Genomic DNA, 18,266 nt, shown 5'->3' with positions numbered 1-18,266 from the left:
CTCACGCATGCTTCATTTCATCGATCAACTTGTCGGCCAGACGCATCGACAACGCGGCCAGCGTCAACGTGCAATTGACCGTGCCCGCGCTCGCCATCGTGCCGCTCGACGCGATGAAGAGGTTGTGGTGATCGTGCGAACGCAGATCCTTGTCGACCACCGAGTCGCGCGGATCGTTGCCCATGATCAGCGTGCCCATGATGTGGTTGTTGTTGAAGTACGTATCGTCGAAACGCACTTCGGTGCCGCCGAACAGGCTCGCGATATTCGCGTAGTGTCCGCGCGCAACCTTGGCTGCACGGTTGATGTAGTCGTCGATGTGGTAATGCACTTCCGGGCGGGGAATGCCCATCTTGTCCTTGAACTCGGTACTCGCGGTGATGCGGTTTTCCGGGTCCGGCAGGATGTCGAAGAAGCTGTTCACGACAACCCAGCGCGAGCAGTATTCGCGAATCTTTTCGTCGAGTTCCGCACCGTACACGCCTTTGCCGATCAGGTAATCGGTGACTGCGCGCATCGGCGAATAATTGCCGACGTTGATTTTCATCGACGAGTATTCGGAACGCGTCGGACCGTCGCGCAGATTGTTGATGCACGACAGACGCATCGGGCCACGGCCGGGCCACATCGGCTCAGCCGAGAGGAACGTGACCGACGTGCCGGGGTGATCCATCAGATTGCGGCCCACCTGGTCCGAGCTGTTGCCGATACCGTTGGCGAACTTGTCGCTCTTCGAGATCAGCATCAGCTTCGGCGTTTCGATCGCGTTCGCCGCGAGCACGAAAATCTTGCCCGTCACGCGATGCGTCGTGCCGTCCGGGTCCTTGTAATGCACCGCGACGATCTGCGCGTTCGCGTCGTGTTCGATGCGATAAACCACCGCGTTCGCCAGCAGGCGAGCCTTCGCGGCTTCGGCTTTGCGGATCGCGGTTTCGCCGGTGTACTGTGCCTCGATCGGGCAGATCGGCATGCAGTTGCTGTTGCCGCAGCACGCGGGGCGGCCGTCGAACGGCGCGGTGTTGCGCGCGGCCGGTTCGGTCACGTGCGCATAGCCCGCCTTCTCGACCACTTCCTTGAAGCGGCGGTCGAAATCCGACAGCGGCAGCGCAGGGTGAGGGTAGGGCTTCGAGCGCGGCGAACCGAGACCTTCATCGGGACCGCCCACGCCCATTTCGACTTCGGCCTCGTAGTAATACGGCTCGATGTCGTCATAGCTGATCGGCCAGTCGCGGCCCACGCCGTACAGGGTCTTCAGCTTCATGTCGTTCGGCAGCAGGCGCCACGATTGCGCGGACCAGTGCCACGTCGTGCCGCCCACCATCCGCAGATAACCGGCCTTGTACGGCTCCGGCCCACGCTGGATCAGGTAGTCGTTATTCGGCGAGTACTGCGGATGCGGCGCGTGTTCAGTCGGCGGATACGGCGACTGGAAGTCGGACTTGAACGGACTGTTGCGATAGTTCTCGACGACGCGCCAGCGCTCGATGCGCGGACCGGCTTCGAGCATCAGCACGTCGATGCCGGCTTTGGCGAGTTTCTGCGCGATCTGCCCGGCGGCGATCCCGGCGCCGACGATCACGACGTCGGCAGAGTTATTCGATGGCATGGCGGTTCAGACTGGAAGGGGGGATCGGGGTTGCGTGATCACGATGACGCGATCACGACTGCGACAGGCGCGGCGGTTGCGCCCAGTAGCCCGGCACGCCGCGCGCAAAGCTCGGCATGACGATGACGTCGGCGATCGGCGGATACATCAGCGCCTGCTCGTACGCGACCGTGCGCGCCTTCGCGCCGGTGCCGACCACGCCGAGGTACCACGCGGGCATGACGCGTTTCGGCACGCTCGCGAGCGTGGGCTGGCTGCTGTCGAGCACCTGTTGCAGGCCGTTCGCAGGCGTCTTCGAACTGGCGACGAAGTCGTTCAACTGCGTAACCTGCTGCGTGAAATGCGGATCGCCGTCGACGAGGCCCGCGAAAATCGCATGACCGATTTCGACGTCGAGCGAAGTCTTGCCGGTCAGGTATTGCGACAGACGCATGAACGCCGCGAAGTCGGCATCGCTAGCGCCGGCGGGGGCATTTTGCGCAAGGGCGCTGCCGAGACCCGGCAAGCCGGTATGTCGCGCGAGGCCGACGAGGCCTGCTGCGGCGACGATCGCGGAGCCGAAAATGAACTGTCGACGCGAAGGCGTAAACGACAATGAGGACGAAAGCGAAGGCGACTGCGATTTGCCCGAGGACTCATTCTTTGGCATTTCGTTTTTCTCGTGAGGAAGGTGGTGTCCGTAGCACTGGTGCGATGCATCGACGATGCTCGACACCTGGCCGGACGACGCCGCAATTCAGGCCATCGGTCAGCAATGGACAGCCCGACTAGCAACGCATTCACCTGAATGTTCTTATCAGATGCCTACCCGGATCGCGGTCGTCACGGTGGTTTAACTGGTTAGTACACGGAAGACCGGCGGCATTCTACTTCAAGCGAAAAATTGATGCATCTGGCAAATCGGGAAATTATTATTGCTATCTCCGTAAAAATACAGCGGTGTATCTAAACGATTGACGGCTTGCGTACTCACGCTATATGGAGGAGCCCTTGGCGCGCAATAGCTGGAAAATCCAGTCTAGGAAAAAAACGGGCGCTATGGCAACTTTCGACGCAAGAATAAAAACAACAGATTCGACTTGTTAGAGTGACGTGAAGGCCCGTGCGAATGCGTGGGCGAGGGGGATGCGGGGCAAGCAGCCAAAGAAAAATCGGGACGCGTAGTGCGCCCCGACATTAATCCGCGTTTGAAACTGAAGTCATTGCGACTTCAAATACGGTTATTTTTTATCGAACGTGACGAGGTTTTTATCTTTCGTGTCGGCCACGAAAATGGCGAGCAATTTTGCGGGTTCGGTCGCGCTCGCATTTTCACTAACCGTGTGATGAACGCCCGGCTTCTCGGTCCAATATTCGCCCGCGTGATAGACGCGCTCTTCGCCATTGTTGACCTGGCTGCGGATCGCGCCCGACAACACATAGCCCACCACGAAAGCCTGTCCGTGACGATGCGACGGCGATTTGCCGCCCGGCGCGTAGTCGACGACCAGCGCGGTCATGGTCTTGCCCGGCACGTTCGCGATGGCTTCGGCGAACGCAGGGGTGATCGTTTCGCGAGCAACCGCCGCGCTGGCCGGCTCGTCCGCGAACGCAGCGGGCGCTGCACCGGCGAGAGACAAACTCGTCAACGTAACCGCTGCGATAAATGTGCGCATGTTCATCGCGTTACTCCTGACAAGCCGTCATGGCTTCGTTGTTCGCTTCGGTGCTCCTGACCGATTGAGCCCAATCCTCCGCCACCGTGTCCAGTTCGCCGCGTGCCCGCTCCAGCGCCTCGGTACGCGCTTCCGGGTTCGCAAACTGCAGCGGCTGCGCGTCGACGAAAGCCGGATCGGCGACGCCGAGGAAACCGAACGCCGCTTTCAATGCAGGCGTGAGTGCGTCCATCGACGAATATTGGGTGCCCGGACGCAGATCCGCGCCGCGGCTCGTGATGAACAGCACTTTCTGACGGCCGAGCTGGCCGACCGTGCTGCCGTCTTCCGCGAAAACGTAGGTGAGGTTGGTACGCGTCACGCTGTCGATGAAAGCCTTGAACGCCGACGGCATCGACCAGTTGTACATCGGCATCGCGAACACGAACGCGTCGGCGGCGAGCAGGCGCGCGCACAATGCATCCGACGACGCCAGCGTCGCCTTCATCGCGTCCGTGCGCTGGTCGGCGGGCGTGTAGGTGGCAATCGCGAACGCTTCGGTGACGTGCGGCGGGGTATCGACCGTCACATCCAGATAATCGATTTCCAGATCGACGTGCTGGTCGCGCAGACGCTCCAGAAAATAACGGCTCAATGCGCGGGAGTTGGACCGCTCGCGCTTCGCGCTGGCATCGACGTGCATGATCTTCATGATTTCCGTCCTTCCGATAGTGATTTGACCTGACCGCAGATTAGTCGCTTGAGTGGCTTTGTTAAATGACCGGTTTCGGTTAATTTCAGGTGACCACTTGGGAGAGCCCGAACGAGTGCCGCAAATGAAACACAGAAGTGCGGCAATCGATTTTGACAATATCTGACTTTGCAGATAAAGTTCGGCCCATCAACCTGGAGGCCTCGATGAACCACTACTCGCCGGAAAATTTCAGCCTGACGCAGAGCGTGGGGTTCTCGATCACCAAGGCACGGAACGTGTTGATCACCGAGATGGATGCGGCGCTCAAGGAACTCGACATCACCAGTCAGCAGATGGGCATTCTGTTGTCCCTGGCCCGTGAACTCGCGACCACGCCGTTTGAGTTGTCCCGGCTGCTGGGCATCGACACCGGCCTGATGACGCGCATGCTCGACAAGCTCGAAACGAAGGGCTTGCTGGAACGCTCGCGCAGCGTCGAAGACCGCCGCGTCGTCAACCTGACGCTGACGAAAGAGGGGGCCGCCGTCGCCGCGCAAGTACCGGAAATCGCGCCGGGGGTCCTGAACCGGCGCCTGAGGAAGTTCAGCAAAACCGAATTCGAGGAATTGCGCCGCCTGCTCAACAAGTTTCTCGCCGACTAGACGACGCGCCAGGAAGCACCGCAAGGCAACACGATCAGGCCCGACGCGGGAACGCGAGGCAAGGCAACCCGCTGTGACTATCCACAGCGTTTTTAACACCCAAATATCTGACAGGTCAGAAAATGAAATCACAGTTAATCAGGCAGGCAGCCGGGCCGCGCGTCGCGAAGGCCGGCGTGACGGTGATCTTCGCGGCGGTGCTGTCGGCCTGTGCGAATTACGCCGGCATTTCCAGCGATAAACAGATGGCGCAGCCGCAGACCTACGCGACTCAGCAAAGTCTTCCGCAAGACAACGGGCATTGGCCGGCTGCCGATTGGGCCGACCAGTTCGGCGACGCTCAACTGAAAGATCTGCTCGCGGAAGCGCTGAAAGGCAACCCGTCGATCGAACAGGCAAGGGCGCGAGTCGCCGCCGCTGCCGCCTATAGCGACACGGCCAAAGCCAGCACGATGCCGCAGGTCGGCGCGACCTATTCGTTCACGCGACAACAGTATTCGAGCACTGCGCTCGTGCCGCCGCCGTATGCCGGCTCATGGCAATCGGAGAACAAAGGCCTGCTTTCCGCTTCGTACGATCTCGACCTGTGGGGCAAGAACCGCGAGGCGCTGAAGGCGTCGTTGTCGCAATTGCAGGCGAGTCAGGCCGACGCCGAAGTGGTCAAGCTGTCTCTCACGTCGGCCACGGCGCGGGCGTACAACCAGCTTGCACGGCTCTATGCGTTGCGCGACATCGCCCAGCAGGAAATCACACAGCGCGAACAGATCGACCGCATCACCGCGCAGCGCATTGCCAACGGGCTGGACACGCAGGTCGAGCGCAAGACCGCGCAGGCCAATCTCGCGACCAGCCGCGCGACGCTGGCGGCAATTGACGGCAGCATTCTCACCACACGCTATCAACTGGCCGCGTTGCTCGGCGCCGGGCCGGATCGTGGTCTCGCGATTGCGCGGCCTGCGCTGGGTGTCGGCGATGAAGTGCATCTGCCAGACAACCTGCCCGCCGATCTCGTGAGCCGCCGTCCCGACCTGGTCGCCGCGAAATGGCGAGTCGACGCGTTGACCCACGACGTGAAAGAGGCGAAGGCCGAGTTCTATCCCGACATCAACCTGAGCGCGGCGATCGGGCTCGACGCGTTCGGCTTTGGCCGCTTTTTGACCGCGGCGAGCCGGACGGCGTCAGCGGGTCCGGCGATCCATCTGCCGATTTTCGACGGCGGCCAGTTGCGTGCGCAGTTGAAGGGCCGTTATGCCGATTTCGATTACGCCGTCGCCAGCTACAACCAGACGCTCGTCACCGCGCTGTCAGAGGTTGCGACGCAACTCGCGCAGATCCGCTCGACCGACCAGCAACTCGCCGACGCGCAGGCCGCCCAGGACGCTGCCAGCAGCGCCGACCAGTTGGCGCTGACGCAATACAAGGCCGGTCTCACGAATCAGTTGACCGTGCTGAACGCCGACACGACCGCGCTCGCCGCCGATCAGCAGGTCGCGAATCTCAGAATGAACCGGCGCGATCAGCAGATTGCGCTGGCGGCGGCGCTCGGCGGCGGTTATGTCGATGGCGACGACGCCGTGGCGAAATCCGCGCAATCCGCCCAATCCGATCAACCCGTCGTCGCCGCGCGCTGAGACGCGCCCGCGACATCCACACAGTCAGTCAGGAGCCAGAAAATGAGCGATACGATCGACACGGTCCGCACGAAGGAGCCCGCGGATCACACCCAGGATGCGGCCAGTCAGGCGCAGCCGTCCATGAAACGCAAAGTGCTGCTTAGCCTGCTCGCCGCGAGCGTGGTGGTGGCGGGCGCGGGTTACGGCGCGTACTACTTCACGGTGGGCGGCTATCACCAGTCCACCGACGACGCGTACGTCAGCGGCAACCTCGTTCAATTGACGCCGCAAGTCACCGGCACCGTGATCGCGGTGAATGCCGACGACACGCAGATCGTCAAACAGGGCGCACCGCTCGTCACGCTCGATAACGCGGACGCGAAAATCGCGCTGTCGAACGCAGAGGCGACGCTCGGCCAGACGGTGCGCCAGGTCAGCGGCCTCTACGTGAACAACGACTTCTACGCGGCGACGGTCGCCCAGCGTCAATCCGATCTCGCCCGCGCGAACGACGACCTAAAACGCCGTCAGGCGGTGGCCGACACGGGTGCCGTGTCCGGTGAAGATATCGCGCATGCCCGCGATGCGGTCAGCGCCGCGCAAGCCGCATTCGACGCCGCCCGCCAGCAGGCCGAAGCCAATCACGCGCTGACCGACCGCACGTCGATCGAACAGCATCCGAACGTGCAGGCCGCCGCATCGAAAGTGCGTGACGCCTACCTGAATTACGCACGCAACACGTTGCCCGCGCCTGTGACCGGCTATGTCGCGCGGCGCTCGGTGCAGGTCGGTCAACGCGTCGCGCCGGGCACGCCGCTGATGGCAATCGTGCCGCTCGACGGCGTGTGGGTCGACGCGAATTTCAAGGAAGGCCAGTTGACCCACATGCGCATCGGCCAGCCGGTCACGCTCTCAGCCGACGTGTACGGCTCGGGCGTCAAGTATCACGGCCGGGTAGTGGGCTTTTCAGCGGGAACGGGCTCTGCATTCGCCGTGCTGCCCGCACAGAATGCAACGGGCAACTGGATCAAGGTCGTGCAGCGGTTGCCCGCCAGGATCGCACTCGATCAACGCGAACTGGACGCGCATCCATTGCGGATTGGCCTGTCGATGCAGGTCGATGTCGACACGCACGAAGAGTCGGGCGCGCAACTCGGCGCGGCGGTCAATACGTCGTATCGCACCGACGTTTTCGCGCAATACGGCGATGAAGCCGATGCGGAGATCGCGCGCATCATCGCTCAGAACATGCCGGCGACGCGTGCAACGGTGGCTGGATCGCCCGCGAAAAATTCGCTACGTAAAGCGGGCTGATAAACGCAGATGCAGATTAGCTCTTGCAGCAAGCAAAAATCTCAGCAACACGGGTCATATTTTTTGCCCATTTAACTGATAAGTCAGATATTTTTTCCTTTGTCGACAGGTGACGAAATGAATGGATCGGGCAACGCAGCCACGCTGCCGCCTTTAACCGGCGGCAAGCTCGTGCTGGCAACCGTCGCCGTGGCGCTGGCTACGTTTATGAACGTGCTGGACTCGTCGATCGCGAACGTGGCGATTCCGACGATTGCCGGCAACCTGGGCGTCTCGGTGGACGAGGGCACGTGGGTGATTACGCTGTTCGCCGCCGCCAATGCAATCTCGATTCCGTTGACCGGCTGGCTCACGCAACGTGTCGGACAGATCAAGCTGTTCGTCTGGGCCATCCTGCTCTTCGTGCTGTCATCGTGGCTGTGCGGGATCGCGCCGACGCTGCCGATACTGCTCGGTGCGCGCATTCTGCAAGGCGCGGTCGCGGGCCCGTTGATTCCGCTGTCGCAGGCTATTCTGCTGGGCTCGTATCCGAAGGAAAAAAGCTCGCATGCGCTGGCGTTATGGGCGATGACCGCCACCGTCGGCCCGATTGCCGGCCCGGCGCTCGGCGGCTGGATCACCGACAGCTATTCGTGGTCGTGGATTTTCTACATCAACATTCCGGTCGGCCTGTTTGCCGCGAGCGTGACGTGGGCGATCTACCGTACCCGCGAAACGCCGACCAAGCGCTTGCCGATCGACAAAATCGGGCTGATCTCGCTGATCGCGTGGGTTGGCTCGCTGCAGATCATGCTCGACAAGGGCAAGGATCTGGACTGGTTCAACTCGCCGGTCATCGTCGGATTGACCGTGTTCGCCGCGATCAGCTTCGTGTTTTTCGTCATCTGGGAGTTGACAGAAAAGAACCCGATCGTCGATCTGAAACTGTTTGGCAAACGGAATTTCCTTGGCGGCACGATTGCGATTTCGGTCGCCTATGCGGTGTTTTTCTCGAACCTCGTGCTGTTGCCGCAATGGATGCAGGGCTATCTGAATTACCGTTCGGTCGATGCAGGTCTTGCCACGGCGCCGCTCGGTATCTTCGCGGTGATTCTCGCGCCGGTCATGGCGAAGATCATGCCGAAATCGGACGCGCGGGTATTGGCGACGCTGGCGTTTCTCGGTTTCGCGGGCGTGTTCTTCATGCGTTCGCACTACACCACGGGCGTGGATACGTGGACGCTCGTTCTGCCGACGTTGCTGCAGGGCGTTCCGACTGCGCTGTTCTTCGTGCCGCTGACCGCGATCATTCTGTCGGGTTTGCCTGCGGCGAGAATTCCGGCTGCGGCGGGGCTGTCGAATTTCGCCCGCGTGTTTGCGGGCGCGGTGGGGACCTCGCTGGCAGCAACGGGATGGAACGACCGGACCATCCTGCATCACGCGCAACTGGCCGAGCAGACGAGCGTCAACAATCCCACGTTCGTAGCCGCGCTGGATTCGCTGCAACACTCGCTGGGCGGCAGCGCGTCTCAGGCCATGGCGTACTTCGAGCAATCGATGAACGCTCAGGCGGCCATGCTCGGCCTGAACGATATTTTCTGGCTGTCGGCGGTGATCTTCGTGCTGATCATTCCGCTGATCTGGGTGACGAAGCCGGATCAGTCGGCCTCGTCTGCTGCAGCGGGCGCGGGTGGTCATTGAGCTTGTAGCTGCAAACGCGGACGCCGGTCACGGTTTGCGCGTCACGGCTTCTGACTGGCCGGGCGCTTCACAAACGGTCCGCCTGAAAAATCAATCGACGCGCGGCTTTGCGCATCGCCTCTGACGCGGGAGCGGCGCACAAGGTGAGGGCGGACGTGTGCCGCTTCGGCCCGCGCCGCTTCGAGTTGCTGCGACATGGTTTCGACCCGCTGACGAAGCAGATCACTCGCGCTCAGCCGCTCGGCAAGCAACGCATCTTTCTCGACGATTTGCGCGTCGCTCGCCAGACACCGTGCCGCCGACGCCGCCAGTTCGGCCTTCGTGGTGGCAAGTGCGTCCCGCAAAGCATCGCGTTCGGAACGGTGCTCGGCCTCCAGCAACGCGGTGCGCTCATTGGCTGCCTGCAACTCCTTGCGCATCCGGGACGCCGCCGCCCGTTCGCTTTCGATTTCGAGCAACGCCCGCTTTTCAGCCGCCGCGAGCCGCTGCTCGTTCTGCTCGTGCGATTGCCGAAGTTTCGTCAGTTCGTCGGCGAAATCGCGCCTTGCATCGGCTAGCGCGACAGCTCCCGCCGCGATTTCTTCCTTCGATAACGCCAGTTGCTTCGTCAGCATGTCGTTGGCGGTTAGAAGCTCGACCAGACGCGCCTCAAGTCCGCCAATCTGCTGACCGAGCGCGACGGCGTTGTCCGCCGCGCGTTCGGCTTTCGACGCCGCTTCGTCGCGTTGCGATTCTGCGTCCAGCAGGCGTTCACGGGCGGCGGCGAGTTCAGCCTGCACATCCTGACGGAACACGTCCAGACCGGCGTTCGCGGCATCGCTCGACAAGCGCCAGAGGTTGGCCGCCAGTTCACCGGCAGCAGCCGCGACTTCAGCCGGCAAATCCGGGCGTCCGACATCGACCCGGGTTTTCTCGCGGACCTCGACCCAGAAATCGCGCAGCGCCTTGGCCGGCGCGCTCATGCTGCCTTTGCGCACCAACTGGTAAAGCCGGTTGGCCGTCGGCGTTTCGCCGTACCGGAAGAACATCAGCGCGCAAACCTCGCGATATAGCGCCTGCGTGTCGGACGCGTGTTCGCGAACGGCTTCGATGTCGGATTCGAGGGTCATGGTCTTGGTAGCCGGGTGTAAAACGTTGATATGTTGATAATACAACGTATTTTATAAAAATCACTACCCCATGCGTTCTGATACACGACATTAGTACTATAATGTCGTGTATTGTGTTTTATGGTCTAATCTGACGTTTTCGCCGCGTCTTCAAGCCCTCTGGAGCCTCCAAACCGTGTCCAACGCCCAGCTCGCCACCGTTCAGCCCGTCGAATCGCTTGCTGTGCCGGAAAGTCTCGACGGCCGCGACGGCACCAATCGCGGCGCGATCGAAAATTCGCAACTCTCGGCCCGCAACGATCTGGACGCGGTCCGCGCATGGCTGTCGAATTACGCAGAAACCAAAACCACCTTCGACAACTACCGCAAGGAAGCTGAGCGCCTGCTGCTGTGGGCGGTCGTGCAACTTGGCAAGCCGCTGTCGTCGCTCACGCATGAAGATCTGCTGCGGTTCAAGATTTTCCTGACCGATCCCGAGCCGGCCAGCCGCTGGGTGTCGGCCAACGGCGGCAAATATCCGCGCAGCGACGAACGCTGGCGTCCGTTCAACGGGCCGCTGTCGCCGGCCAGCCAGCGTCAGGCGCTGATCATCCTCAATGCGATGTTCACGTGGCTGGTCAACGCCGGTTATCTGCGTGGCAATCCGATGGCGCTGTTACGGCAACGGGCCAAACGCTCGGCACCGCGCGTCACGCGCTATCTGTCGACTTCGCTCTGGGATGAAGTCAAGCTGTTCGTCGAACAACTGCCGCAGGACACCGACGCCCAACGCGCGTACTACGCGCGCTGCCGCTGGCTGACCACGCTGTTCTATCTGCAAGGCATGCGCATTTCGGAAGTGGCCGGCGGTCAGATGGGTAGCTTTTTCAGGCGGCTCGGCACGGACGGCAAAGACCAGTGGTGGCTGGAAACGCTGGGCAAGGGCGACAAGGAACGGATCGTCCCGGTGTCGGTGGAACTGATCCAGGAATTGCGCAGCTACCGCTTGTCGAACGGTCTCGCCGCCCTGCCCGCGCGCTCCGAAGAAACGCCGCTCGTGATTCCGTTCAAGGGCAGAAATCGCTGCCTGTCGCGCTCGGCGATTCACGACGCAATCAAGGGAATTTTCGGCGGCGCTGCGCTGTGGTTGCGCACGAAGGGCTCCGAATTCGCCGACCGTGCCGACGAACTCGAACGGGCATCGGCGCACTGGCTACGCCACACCGCCGGTTCTCATCAGGCGGACGGCGGCGTCGATCTGCGTACCATCCGCGACAACCTCGGACATGTGTCGCTGAACACGACCAGTCTTTACCTGCACACGGAAGACGATGTGCGGCATACGGAGACCGTCAAACGTCACCGTATGAACTGGGGCTCGCCCGAGACCGGTAACGATAAAACCCGTGACGACAAGACAGACGACGCCGAGTCCGCGTAATACCTCGTAATGTTTTCCGCTTGCCGAATCGCTGTTTGTCTATCAAGAACAGCGACCCGTGTCCGTTATTAGTAAGTCGCTCGACAAAAAATAACCAGACAAACGGGGAACACATTTGAAAACGCGATCAAAAGCGCTAATTGCTTCACTCGCATGCGCCGGCGTTCTGGCGGGATGCGCAACCAATGGCCAGGGCCTGCTGGTTGTCGATCCGCGAGTCAATGCGGCGCCGATGCAGCCTGAGCCGGGTGTCGTGATCGAAGAGGCCTATCAGCCGATGCCGACCGACGTCTATATCGCCAACGTCGCCGAGCGCGATGTTTTCGTTTCAGGCGGCAACACCTATTTCTGGGTCGTCGGACATGATGGCGTGCGGCATCGTCACTTGTACGCGCACGGCGATCATCGTGCGGACGTGTTTCGTCGCCGGGAAGAATTGCATCGGGTGATGGCGAATCATGCCGGACATTTGCCGGATCATGCGATCGCGGGGCATCCGCATATGGACGGTCCGGGCGCGCATGGCGGCCCGGAGATGCACGGTGGTCCCGAAATGCACAGTGGCCCCGAAGCACACGGCGGCCCTGCTCCGGCCATGGACGCACACGGTCAGCAGAGACCCGGTGAGATGATGCCCGTCGCGCACGCGGCTCCGCCCGCCAGGCCGGCGCCGGCAGCCAAGCCGTCGAAGCAGCCGCCCAAGAAGTCGTAATGACCTGACGACTTAGCGACGAAAGCCGCGGCAATCAAAAAAGCCGGACCACAGGGTCCGGCTTTTTTGATTTGCACTAGCGTCACGGATAGTCGCTAAAACGCGAGGTCGGCTCAGTCACCGTCGACGTCGGCGTATAACCCGGCACGTTCGCGCGGAACTGGTTGAGCAAGCCGTTATCGACCTGCGAAAAGCCCTTCAACTGAAGCTGCATCAACACACGCGTGCCCGAACTCGGCGATGTCGTGGAACTCGTCGCATTCGTGTACTTCTCGAACGCCACGCCCAGCGACCAGCAATCGGCGTCGTACTGCAAACCCAGCAAGCCCGCGATCAACCGATGCGCACTCATGTCGTAATTGACCCGCGCGACGCTCACCACGTTATGCGCGAGCGGCCACTGCCCTGACACGATGAACTGATTGACCGGCTGATAATCGAGCGTGGTATTCGCACGGGTATAGCGATACGCGACATTCAACACATGCTGCGCGGCGGGCGCCCAACCGAAACCGGCCTCCGCATGCGACAGATAATGATCCGCCTGGTTGTATTCCACCGCCTGTTCTGCGGAGAAATTCCCGCCCAACTTATAGGAAGCGCCGACGATCACGCCGGTACGCGCGACCGTGCTGATCGGATCGTCCGGTTCGAGCGTTACTTGCGGCGTGCGAAAGTCGTATTGCTGCGCGAGGATAAAGCGGGCTCGCTCGTCGCCAGTCGCAGCGTCGATGAAACGCGTGGTCAACGCGGCCGTCACGCGATTGGCGTCGGACACTCTGTCGTTGCCGACAAAACTGTTCGGCATGAACAGTTCAGTCAGACCGAAGTCGGCGGTCGCGGTATCGAATAGCGGCGCGAAGTTCTGATTGCGATACGGCGTGTACACATAGAAGAGCCGTGGCTCGAGTGTCTGGATATACGACTGCCCGAAGAGTCGCACACTGCGCTCGAACCGCATGCCTGAGTCGAGCGTGAAAGTCGGCACGTTCACGCTGAATGTTTTCGGCTCTCCGGCGGGCACGTCCGTGCCGATCGACGTCAGATCGTAAGCCGCGAAATGCCACGCGAGCTTCGGCGTAATAAACCAGCCAGGGCGCTCGATTGGATAGCTAACGTAAGGGTTGAAAACGAAACGATTACCCTGCGTCATGTCCGACGTTGAAATTGTGAAACGCGTGGCATCCGTTTCCGCGCCGAAATCGAATCCGCCCACGTCGTAGCGGGCATAACGAACGTTGAGCTGCGGCTCGCGGTTATACGTGTCGTCGCTCGAAAAAGATTGCCAGCGTTGTTCGCGAGCCAGCACCGTCCACGGTCCGTTCGAATAGGTGAGCCCCGCTTCCTGCTGATACAGCGTGGTCGAGCCGGTGGGAAACGCCAACCCCGACGCCAGATCGGTCACGACCGTCGAATCGGAGACGCGGTTGTAATTCACGTACGCGCCCAGACCCGAACCGAGATTCCAGGTCTGATTCAGCGCAATCGAATAACGCGCCGTGTTGGTGATTGCATCGTGCGGCAAGTAGGCGAGCGAGATCGTGCCGGAATCGTTCGGCTGCAGGTAACGGAAATCCGCCGTCAGCATTTCGCCTCTGCGCGACATGATGCGCGGCGTCAGCGTCAGATCGTAATTCGGCGCGAGGTCGAAGTAATACGGCAGCGAGATGTCCGCGCCGTTGGTCGAACTGAACGAAAACGTCGGCGGAAGAAGACCGCTGCGCCGTGCATTCGACAACGGAAACGACAGCCACGGACTCGCCAGCAACGGCACGCCCTGGAAGAACAGCACGCCATCGTGCGCAATGCCTTCGTCGTTACCGGTATCGATATCGAACTCGGAAGCTTTCAGATACCACGCCGGTGTCGCATCGCACTGGCAGGTGCTATAGGTGCCGTGATGCACGACCGTACGTTCGCTGTCGATCAGATCCGCGCTTTGCGCACTGCCCCACCCTCCGGTCAATTGAAAGCGGTACTTGGGCACGCTGATCGTGCCTTCGCTAGCGTCCACGAAGAAATGGGCGTCGGGTCCTTCGAATACGTTGCCGTTATCGACCAGTTGCACGTGACCATAAGCATCGGCCTTATCGCTGTCGATGTCGTAATGCAGCGCGTCGCCTTTCACGATCGACGCATAGCGCCGTAGTTGCGCGTGGCCCTTGAGCGAAACATCGGTGCCGGTGGTGGCGGTCATCGAATCGCCGATCGCTGCGGTCACGGGTTTGTCGCCCGCACGCAAAGGCTGTTCGCTCAATTGAGGCGCAAGCCGGAAGCCCCACACACCGTCGAGCGGTTCGGCAACCGCAGCCGCGCCGACCAGTTGCGCATGACCGGCTAGCGGCGCGCAGCCTGCCGCACACAGCATGAAATAAACGAGTGGCCTTAAACGCAAACGACGTAACGGAGGAAATACACTGCGTAATATCAAAACAGGTAATGACCGGAAAGAAAGAAGGACGCAGTGATGCGAAGAAAGGCCCGCGATGCACGCGTGAAATACGCCGTGCGTGCGTGAAATTACTGGAGGGTTACACCCTCGGCATGCGACTCGTTTATCCCTGCCGCACCGCCGAGCGCCTGTAATAGATAAGGAATCTGTCCTGCCGGTAATGAGAACGACAGCCCCGCTGTGCCGGATAAACGGAAGCGGATCACGATGGTTTCCTGTCCGTTCAAACGACCGACCTCCCAGCCCTGGCAGTGCAGTGCGAAGCCCATTTCCCGATCGTTGTGAGCCACGCGGTCGGCGTGTTCGATTGCATTGGGAAGCGCCACCAGCAGGTCCTGGAGCACCGAGCGATGCACGGCCGCCGTGGGTTGATTGCCGTGAATCAGCAGATATTGGCCGTCAGCGGTCAATTGCATGTCGCTGATCGAATTCAACATGAAAGGCGAGACTTCAGACATGGTGCTTACCCTCCTCGACAGTCGCGTTGAAGATGCCTGCCCGCAACGGGCGGCTCGATATGTCACGCCGTGTAAGCAGCGACGCCATGGCCAGTCGCACGGAAAAAATCGGTGTTGAGCTGACGCGCAAGACTGCCGTAAGCACCGCCGGTGAAAGGTATTCAATCATGGTCACTTCTCCAAAAACGCAATACGCAGGTAAAGCAGGTCGCCGAATCGACAATTCACGATAGCAGCGCAAATGCGGCGCCGGGTTACACGCGTACTACGCTTGCCTGGGTTCTGTAACGCTTTATTTCGGCGCGGGCGCCGCAAACCTCGCCCACAGGCGCTTATGCGCGCTGCGCACCCTGACAGCCCTAATGCGCGGAAAGTTTTCAGTAACGAGAGACGGAACACCCGTCCCTATACTTCGCGCTTTCCAGAGCTTGGGGACGATCGTTTTGCTGACGTCACTCTTACTCTGGCGTTCCCGTTTGCGCTGCGCGCGCCGCATCAGGACTGAATACCCAAGATGAAATTACAGGTTTTAACGAGCCGGGTCGCCGGCGCGCTTTCGCTTGCCGGCCTCTCGCTGGCGACCGGGTCGGCCCACGCCGCACAGTCATTCGTCGTACAGGACATTCGCATCGAAGGGTTGAAGCGCATTGAACCGGGCACCCTGTTCGCCTATCTGCCGATCAAGCAGGGCGGCACCTTCGACGACGATAAGGCTTCCGAAGCAATCCGCGCGCTCTACGCAACGGGATTTTTCAACGACGTGCGCATTTCGACCGAGGGCAACGTCGTCATCGTGTATGTTCAGGAGCGTCCGGCAATCGGCACGATCGATTTCGCGGGTATCCACGAGTTCGACAAGGAGAACCTGACGAAAGCGTTGAAATCCGTTGGACTGTCGCAAGGGCTTTACTACGATAAAGCGCTTGTCGATAAGGCCGAGCAGGAACTGAAGCGTCAGTACCTGACGCGTGGCTATTACGCGGCTGAAGTCACGACGACGATCACGCCGATCGACCGTAATCGCGTAGCGATATTGTTCTCGGTGGCCGAGGGCCCCAATGCAAAGATTCGCCAGATCAACTTCATCGGCAATCAGGCGTTCAGTAGCGATACGTTGCGCGATGAGATGCAGTTGTCCACGCCGAACTGGTTCTCGTGGTACACGAAAAACGATCTGTACGCGAAGGACAAACTCACTGGCGACCTCGAAAACGTCCGCTCGTATTACCTGAATCGAGGCTATCTCGAGTTCAATATCGACTCGACGCAGGTCTCGCTGACGCCCGACCGCAAGGAGATGTACCTCACGGTCTCGCTGCATGAAGGCGAGCCGTACACGATTTCGTCGATCAAGCTGTCCGGCAATCTGCTCGCTCGCGAAGCGGAGTTGTCGAAGCTCGTGAAGATCAAGGCGGGCGAGCGTTTCTCGGCTGAAAAGCTGCAAGCGGCGACGAAGGCCGTCGTCGACAAGCTCGGCGAATACGGCTATGCATTCGCCACGGTCAACGCGTTGCCGAAGATCGATCAGCAACACCACACGGTGGATCTGACGCTCCAGGTGGACCCGAGCCGTCGCGTGTATGTGCGGCATATCAACGTGGTCGGTGATACGCGTACGCGCGACGAAGTCGTGCGCCGCGAAATGCGCCAGCTTGAAAGCTCGTGGTTCGATTCGAACCGGCTGGCGCTGTCGAAGGACCGGATCAACCGCCTCGGTTATTTCACCGATGTCGACGTGACCACGGTGCCGGTCGAAGGCTCGGCCGACCAGGTGGACATCGACGTCAAGGTCAGCGAAAAACCGACCGGCGCCATTACGTTGGGCGCGGGCTTTTCGTCGACCGACAAGGTGGTGTTGTCCGCAGGCATTTCGCAGGACAACGTGTTTGGTTCGGGCACGAGTCTCGCCGTGAACGTCAACACGGCCAAAACGTACCGCACGTTGACCGTCACGCAGACCGATCCGTATTTCACCGTCGACGGGATCAAGCGGATTACCGAAGCCTATTACCGCACCACGTACCCGCTGTACTACAACTCCGATACGAGCTTCCGCATTCTCACGATCGGCGGCGACATTAAGTTCGGGATTCCGTTTTCCGAAACCGATACGGTCTATCTCGGCATGGGTCTCGAACAGAACCGCATCTCGACGGATTCGACGACGCCGCAAAGTTATCTCGACTACGTCAAGGAATTCGGCAATGTCGTGAATAACGTGCCGCTCACGGCAGCGTGGGCACGCGACAATCGCGACAGCGCCCTCGTGCCGAGCCGCGGCTATTTCCTGCAGGCCAACGGCGAAGTCGGCACGCCCGCAGGCGACACCGAGTACTACAAAGCCGACCTTCAGGCGCAGTATTACTACTCGTTCGCGCGCGGCTTCATTCTCGGCCTGAATCTGCAGGGCGGTTACGGCAACGGCTTCGCGGGCAAGGCTTATCCGATCTTCAAGAACTATTACGCAGGCGGTATCGGTTCCGTACGAGGCTATGAGCCGAGTTCGCTCGGCCCGCGCGACGCCAGCACCGGCGACCCGATCGGCGGCTCGCGGATGGTCGTCGCGAATATCGAAATGACGGTGCCGCTGCCGGGCACCGGATGGGACCGCACGCTGCGTGTATTCAGCTTCGTCGACGCGGGTAACGTGTGGGGCAACGAAGGCGACAGCGTCGGCGCGAATGGCTTGCGCTACAGCTATGGCGCGGGTCTCGAATGGATTTCGCCGATCGGTCCGCTCAAGCTGTCGGTCGGTTTCCCGATCGTCCGGCACTCGACGGATAAGTATCAGGTCTTCCAGTTCCAGATCGGTACGTCGTTCTAAACGACGCGGCACGCGGCGGGTGTATCCGCGAACGGAGACGGACCGCCTGGGCGAACAGGCTCGGGCAGTCCATCTCCGTCACCGCGAG

General features: G+C 60.9%; 15 protein-coding genes. 7 read left to right on the top strand and 8 right to left on the bottom strand.

The genetic code is table 11. The features are described 5' to 3' along the window. Position 1: 1 nt before the first annotated feature. The 4 genes from ABH945_RS06340 to ABH945_RS06325 all read right to left on the bottom strand — a co-directional run bounded on the left by ABH945_RS06340 (position 2) and on the right by ABH945_RS06325 (position 3,952). Positions 2–1,606, bottom strand: coding sequence for a GMC family oxidoreductase (locus tag ABH945_RS06340; protein ID WP_074764044.1), 1,605 nt, complete (start codon positions 1,604–1,606; stop codon positions 2–4). Between the two features lie 52 nt (positions 1,607–1,658). Further along, positions 1,659–2,255 carry a sugar dehydrogenase complex small subunit gene (locus ABH945_RS06335; protein WP_074764045.1) on the bottom strand — a complete coding sequence of 199 codons (597 nt, stop codon included), beginning with the start codon at positions 2,253–2,255 and terminating at the stop codon, positions 1,659–1,661. A gap of 571 nt (positions 2,256–2,826) precedes the next feature. Next, positions 2,827–3,267 (bottom strand): cupin domain-containing protein, encoded by a 441-nt coding sequence (locus ABH945_RS06330; protein ID WP_074764046.1) that lies wholly within the window; start codon positions 3,265–3,267, stop codon positions 2,827–2,829. 4 nt (positions 3,268–3,271) lie between these two features. After that, the gene (locus ABH945_RS06325) at positions 3,272–3,952 is read right to left on the bottom strand and encodes an FMN-dependent NADH-azoreductase (protein ID WP_429250036.1); all 681 of its coding nucleotides are present in this window, start codon (positions 3,950–3,952) and stop codon (positions 3,272–3,274) included. Positions 3,953–4,158: 206 nt separating this feature from the next. On the opposite strand from ABH945_RS06325, the gene ABH945_RS06320 reads away from it, so the two are divergent. The 4 genes from ABH945_RS06320 (at position 4,159) to ABH945_RS06305 (ending at position 9,203) form a co-directional block, all read left to right on the top strand. Next, positions 4,159–4,596: a MarR family winged helix-turn-helix transcriptional regulator gene (locus tag ABH945_RS06320; protein WP_074764048.1), complete on the top strand. Its 438-nt coding sequence runs from the start codon at positions 4,159–4,161 to the stop codon at positions 4,594–4,596. Positions 4,597–4,718: 122 nt separating this feature from the next. After that, the gene (locus ABH945_RS06315; protein ID WP_429250035.1) at positions 4,719–6,227 is read left to right on the top strand and encodes an efflux transporter outer membrane subunit; all 1,509 of its coding nucleotides are present in this window, start codon (positions 4,719–4,721) and stop codon (positions 6,225–6,227) included. 42 nt (positions 6,228–6,269) lie between these two features. After that, complete coding sequence (locus ABH945_RS06310; RefSeq protein WP_429250034.1) at positions 6,270–7,523, top strand: HlyD family efflux transporter periplasmic adaptor subunit; 1,254 nt, start codon at positions 6,270–6,272, stop codon at positions 7,521–7,523. 117 nt (positions 7,524–7,640) lie between these two features. Continuing rightward, complete coding sequence (locus ABH945_RS06305) at positions 7,641–9,203, top strand: DHA2 family efflux MFS transporter permease subunit (RefSeq protein ID WP_429250033.1); 1,563 nt, start codon at positions 7,641–7,643, stop codon at positions 9,201–9,203. A gap of 41 nt (positions 9,204–9,244) precedes the next feature. Here ABH945_RS06305 and ABH945_RS06300 read toward each other — a convergent pair whose 3' ends face one another. Continuing rightward, entirely contained in the window at positions 9,245–10,312 is a 1,068-nt protein-coding gene (locus tag ABH945_RS06300) for a DNA-binding protein (RefSeq protein ID WP_429250032.1), read from the bottom strand. A gap of 175 nt (positions 10,313–10,487) precedes the next feature. Here ABH945_RS06300 and ABH945_RS06295 point away from each other — a divergent pair, with 175 nt between their 5' ends. Together ABH945_RS06295 and ABH945_RS06290 are read left to right on the top strand one after the other, a co-directional pair. After that, positions 10,488–11,732, top strand: coding sequence for a tyrosine-type recombinase/integrase (locus ABH945_RS06295; RefSeq protein WP_074764053.1), 1,245 nt, complete (start codon positions 10,488–10,490; stop codon positions 11,730–11,732). A 115-nt stretch (positions 11,733–11,847) separates the two neighbouring features. Further along, entirely contained in the window at positions 11,848–12,444 is a 597-nt protein-coding gene (locus tag ABH945_RS06290; RefSeq protein ID WP_429250031.1) for a hypothetical protein, read from the top strand. Positions 12,445–12,526: 82 nt separating this feature from the next. Here ABH945_RS06290 and ABH945_RS06285 read toward each other — a convergent pair whose 3' ends face one another. The 3 genes from ABH945_RS06285 to ABH945_RS06275 form a co-directional block, all read right to left on the bottom strand. Continuing rightward, on the bottom strand, positions 12,527–14,812 hold the full coding sequence (locus ABH945_RS06285) for an LPS-assembly protein LptD (RefSeq protein WP_429250030.1): 2,286 nt from the start codon (positions 14,810–14,812) through the stop codon (positions 12,527–12,529). 152 nt (positions 14,813–14,964) lie between these two features. Then, positions 14,965–15,354, bottom strand: a complete 390-nt coding sequence (locus ABH945_RS06280) for a hypothetical protein (RefSeq protein ID WP_074764056.1) — start codon at positions 15,352–15,354, stop codon at positions 14,965–14,967. Beyond that, entirely contained in the window at positions 15,347–15,523 is a 177-nt protein-coding gene (locus ABH945_RS06275) for a hypothetical protein (RefSeq protein WP_171910173.1), read from the bottom strand. Before ABH945_RS06275 ends, ABH945_RS06280 begins: the two co-directional genes overlap by 8 nt. 345 nt (positions 15,524–15,868) lie before the next feature. Here ABH945_RS06275 and bamA point away from each other — a divergent pair, with 345 nt between their 5' ends. Beyond that, positions 15,869–18,178 carry an outer membrane protein assembly factor BamA gene (gene bamA / locus ABH945_RS06270; RefSeq protein ID WP_429250029.1) on the top strand — a complete coding sequence of 770 codons (2,310 nt, stop codon included), beginning with the start codon at positions 15,869–15,871 and terminating at the stop codon, positions 18,176–18,178. Positions 18,179–18,266: the final 88 nt, after the last annotated feature.

Source organism: Paraburkholderia sp. GAS333, from assembly GCF_050435665.1.
In the GTDB taxonomy this organism is placed as follows: domain Bacteria; phylum Pseudomonadota; class Gammaproteobacteria; order Burkholderiales; family Burkholderiaceae; genus Paraburkholderia; species Paraburkholderia fungorum_A.
Note: the sequence above shows the minus strand (reverse complement) of the source record. Positions and strands in the feature narration are given on the sequence as shown.

Bases quoted from the DNA above. Each gene is read 5' to 3' on its own strand.
- ABH945_RS06325 (WP_429250036.1), bottom strand. From the start codon at position 3,952: ATGAAGATCATGCACGTCGATGCCAGCGCGAAGCGCGAGCGGTCCAAC.
- ABH945_RS06310 (WP_429250034.1), top strand. From the start codon at position 6,270: ATGAGCGATACGATCGACACGGTCCGCACGAAGGAGCCCGCGGATCAC.
- ABH945_RS06275 (WP_171910173.1), bottom strand. From the start codon at position 15,523: ATGATTGAATACCTTTCACCGGCGGTGCTTACGGCAGTCTTGCGCGTC.
- ABH945_RS06300 (WP_429250032.1), bottom strand. From the start codon at position 10,312: ATGACCCTCGAATCCGACATCGAAGCCGTTCGCGAACACGCGTCCGAC.
- ABH945_RS06285 (WP_429250030.1), bottom strand. From the start codon at position 14,812: ATGCTGTGTGCGGCAGGCTGCGCGCCGCTAGCCGGTCATGCGCAACTG.
- ABH945_RS06340 (WP_074764044.1), bottom strand. From the start codon at position 1,606: ATGCCATCGAATAACTCTGCCGACGTCGTGATCGTCGGCGCCGGGATC.
- ABH945_RS06315 (WP_429250035.1), top strand. From the start codon at position 4,719: ATGAAATCACAGTTAATCAGGCAGGCAGCCGGGCCGCGCGTCGCGAAG.
- ABH945_RS06280 (WP_074764056.1), bottom strand. From the start codon at position 15,354: ATGTCTGAAGTCTCGCCTTTCATGTTGAATTCGATCAGCGACATGCAA.
- ABH945_RS06335 (WP_074764045.1), bottom strand. From the start codon at position 2,255: ATGCCAAAGAATGAGTCCTCGGGCAAATCGCAGTCGCCTTCGCTTTCG.
- ABH945_RS06330 (WP_074764046.1), bottom strand. From the start codon at position 3,267: ATGAACATGCGCACATTTATCGCAGCGGTTACGTTGACGAGTTTGTCT.
- ABH945_RS06305 (WP_429250033.1), top strand. From the start codon at position 7,641: ATGAATGGATCGGGCAACGCAGCCACGCTGCCGCCTTTAACCGGCGGC.
- ABH945_RS06320 (WP_074764048.1), top strand. From the start codon at position 4,159: ATGAACCACTACTCGCCGGAAAATTTCAGCCTGACGCAGAGCGTGGGG.
- bamA (WP_429250029.1), top strand. From the start codon at position 15,869: ATGAAATTACAGGTTTTAACGAGCCGGGTCGCCGGCGCGCTTTCGCTT.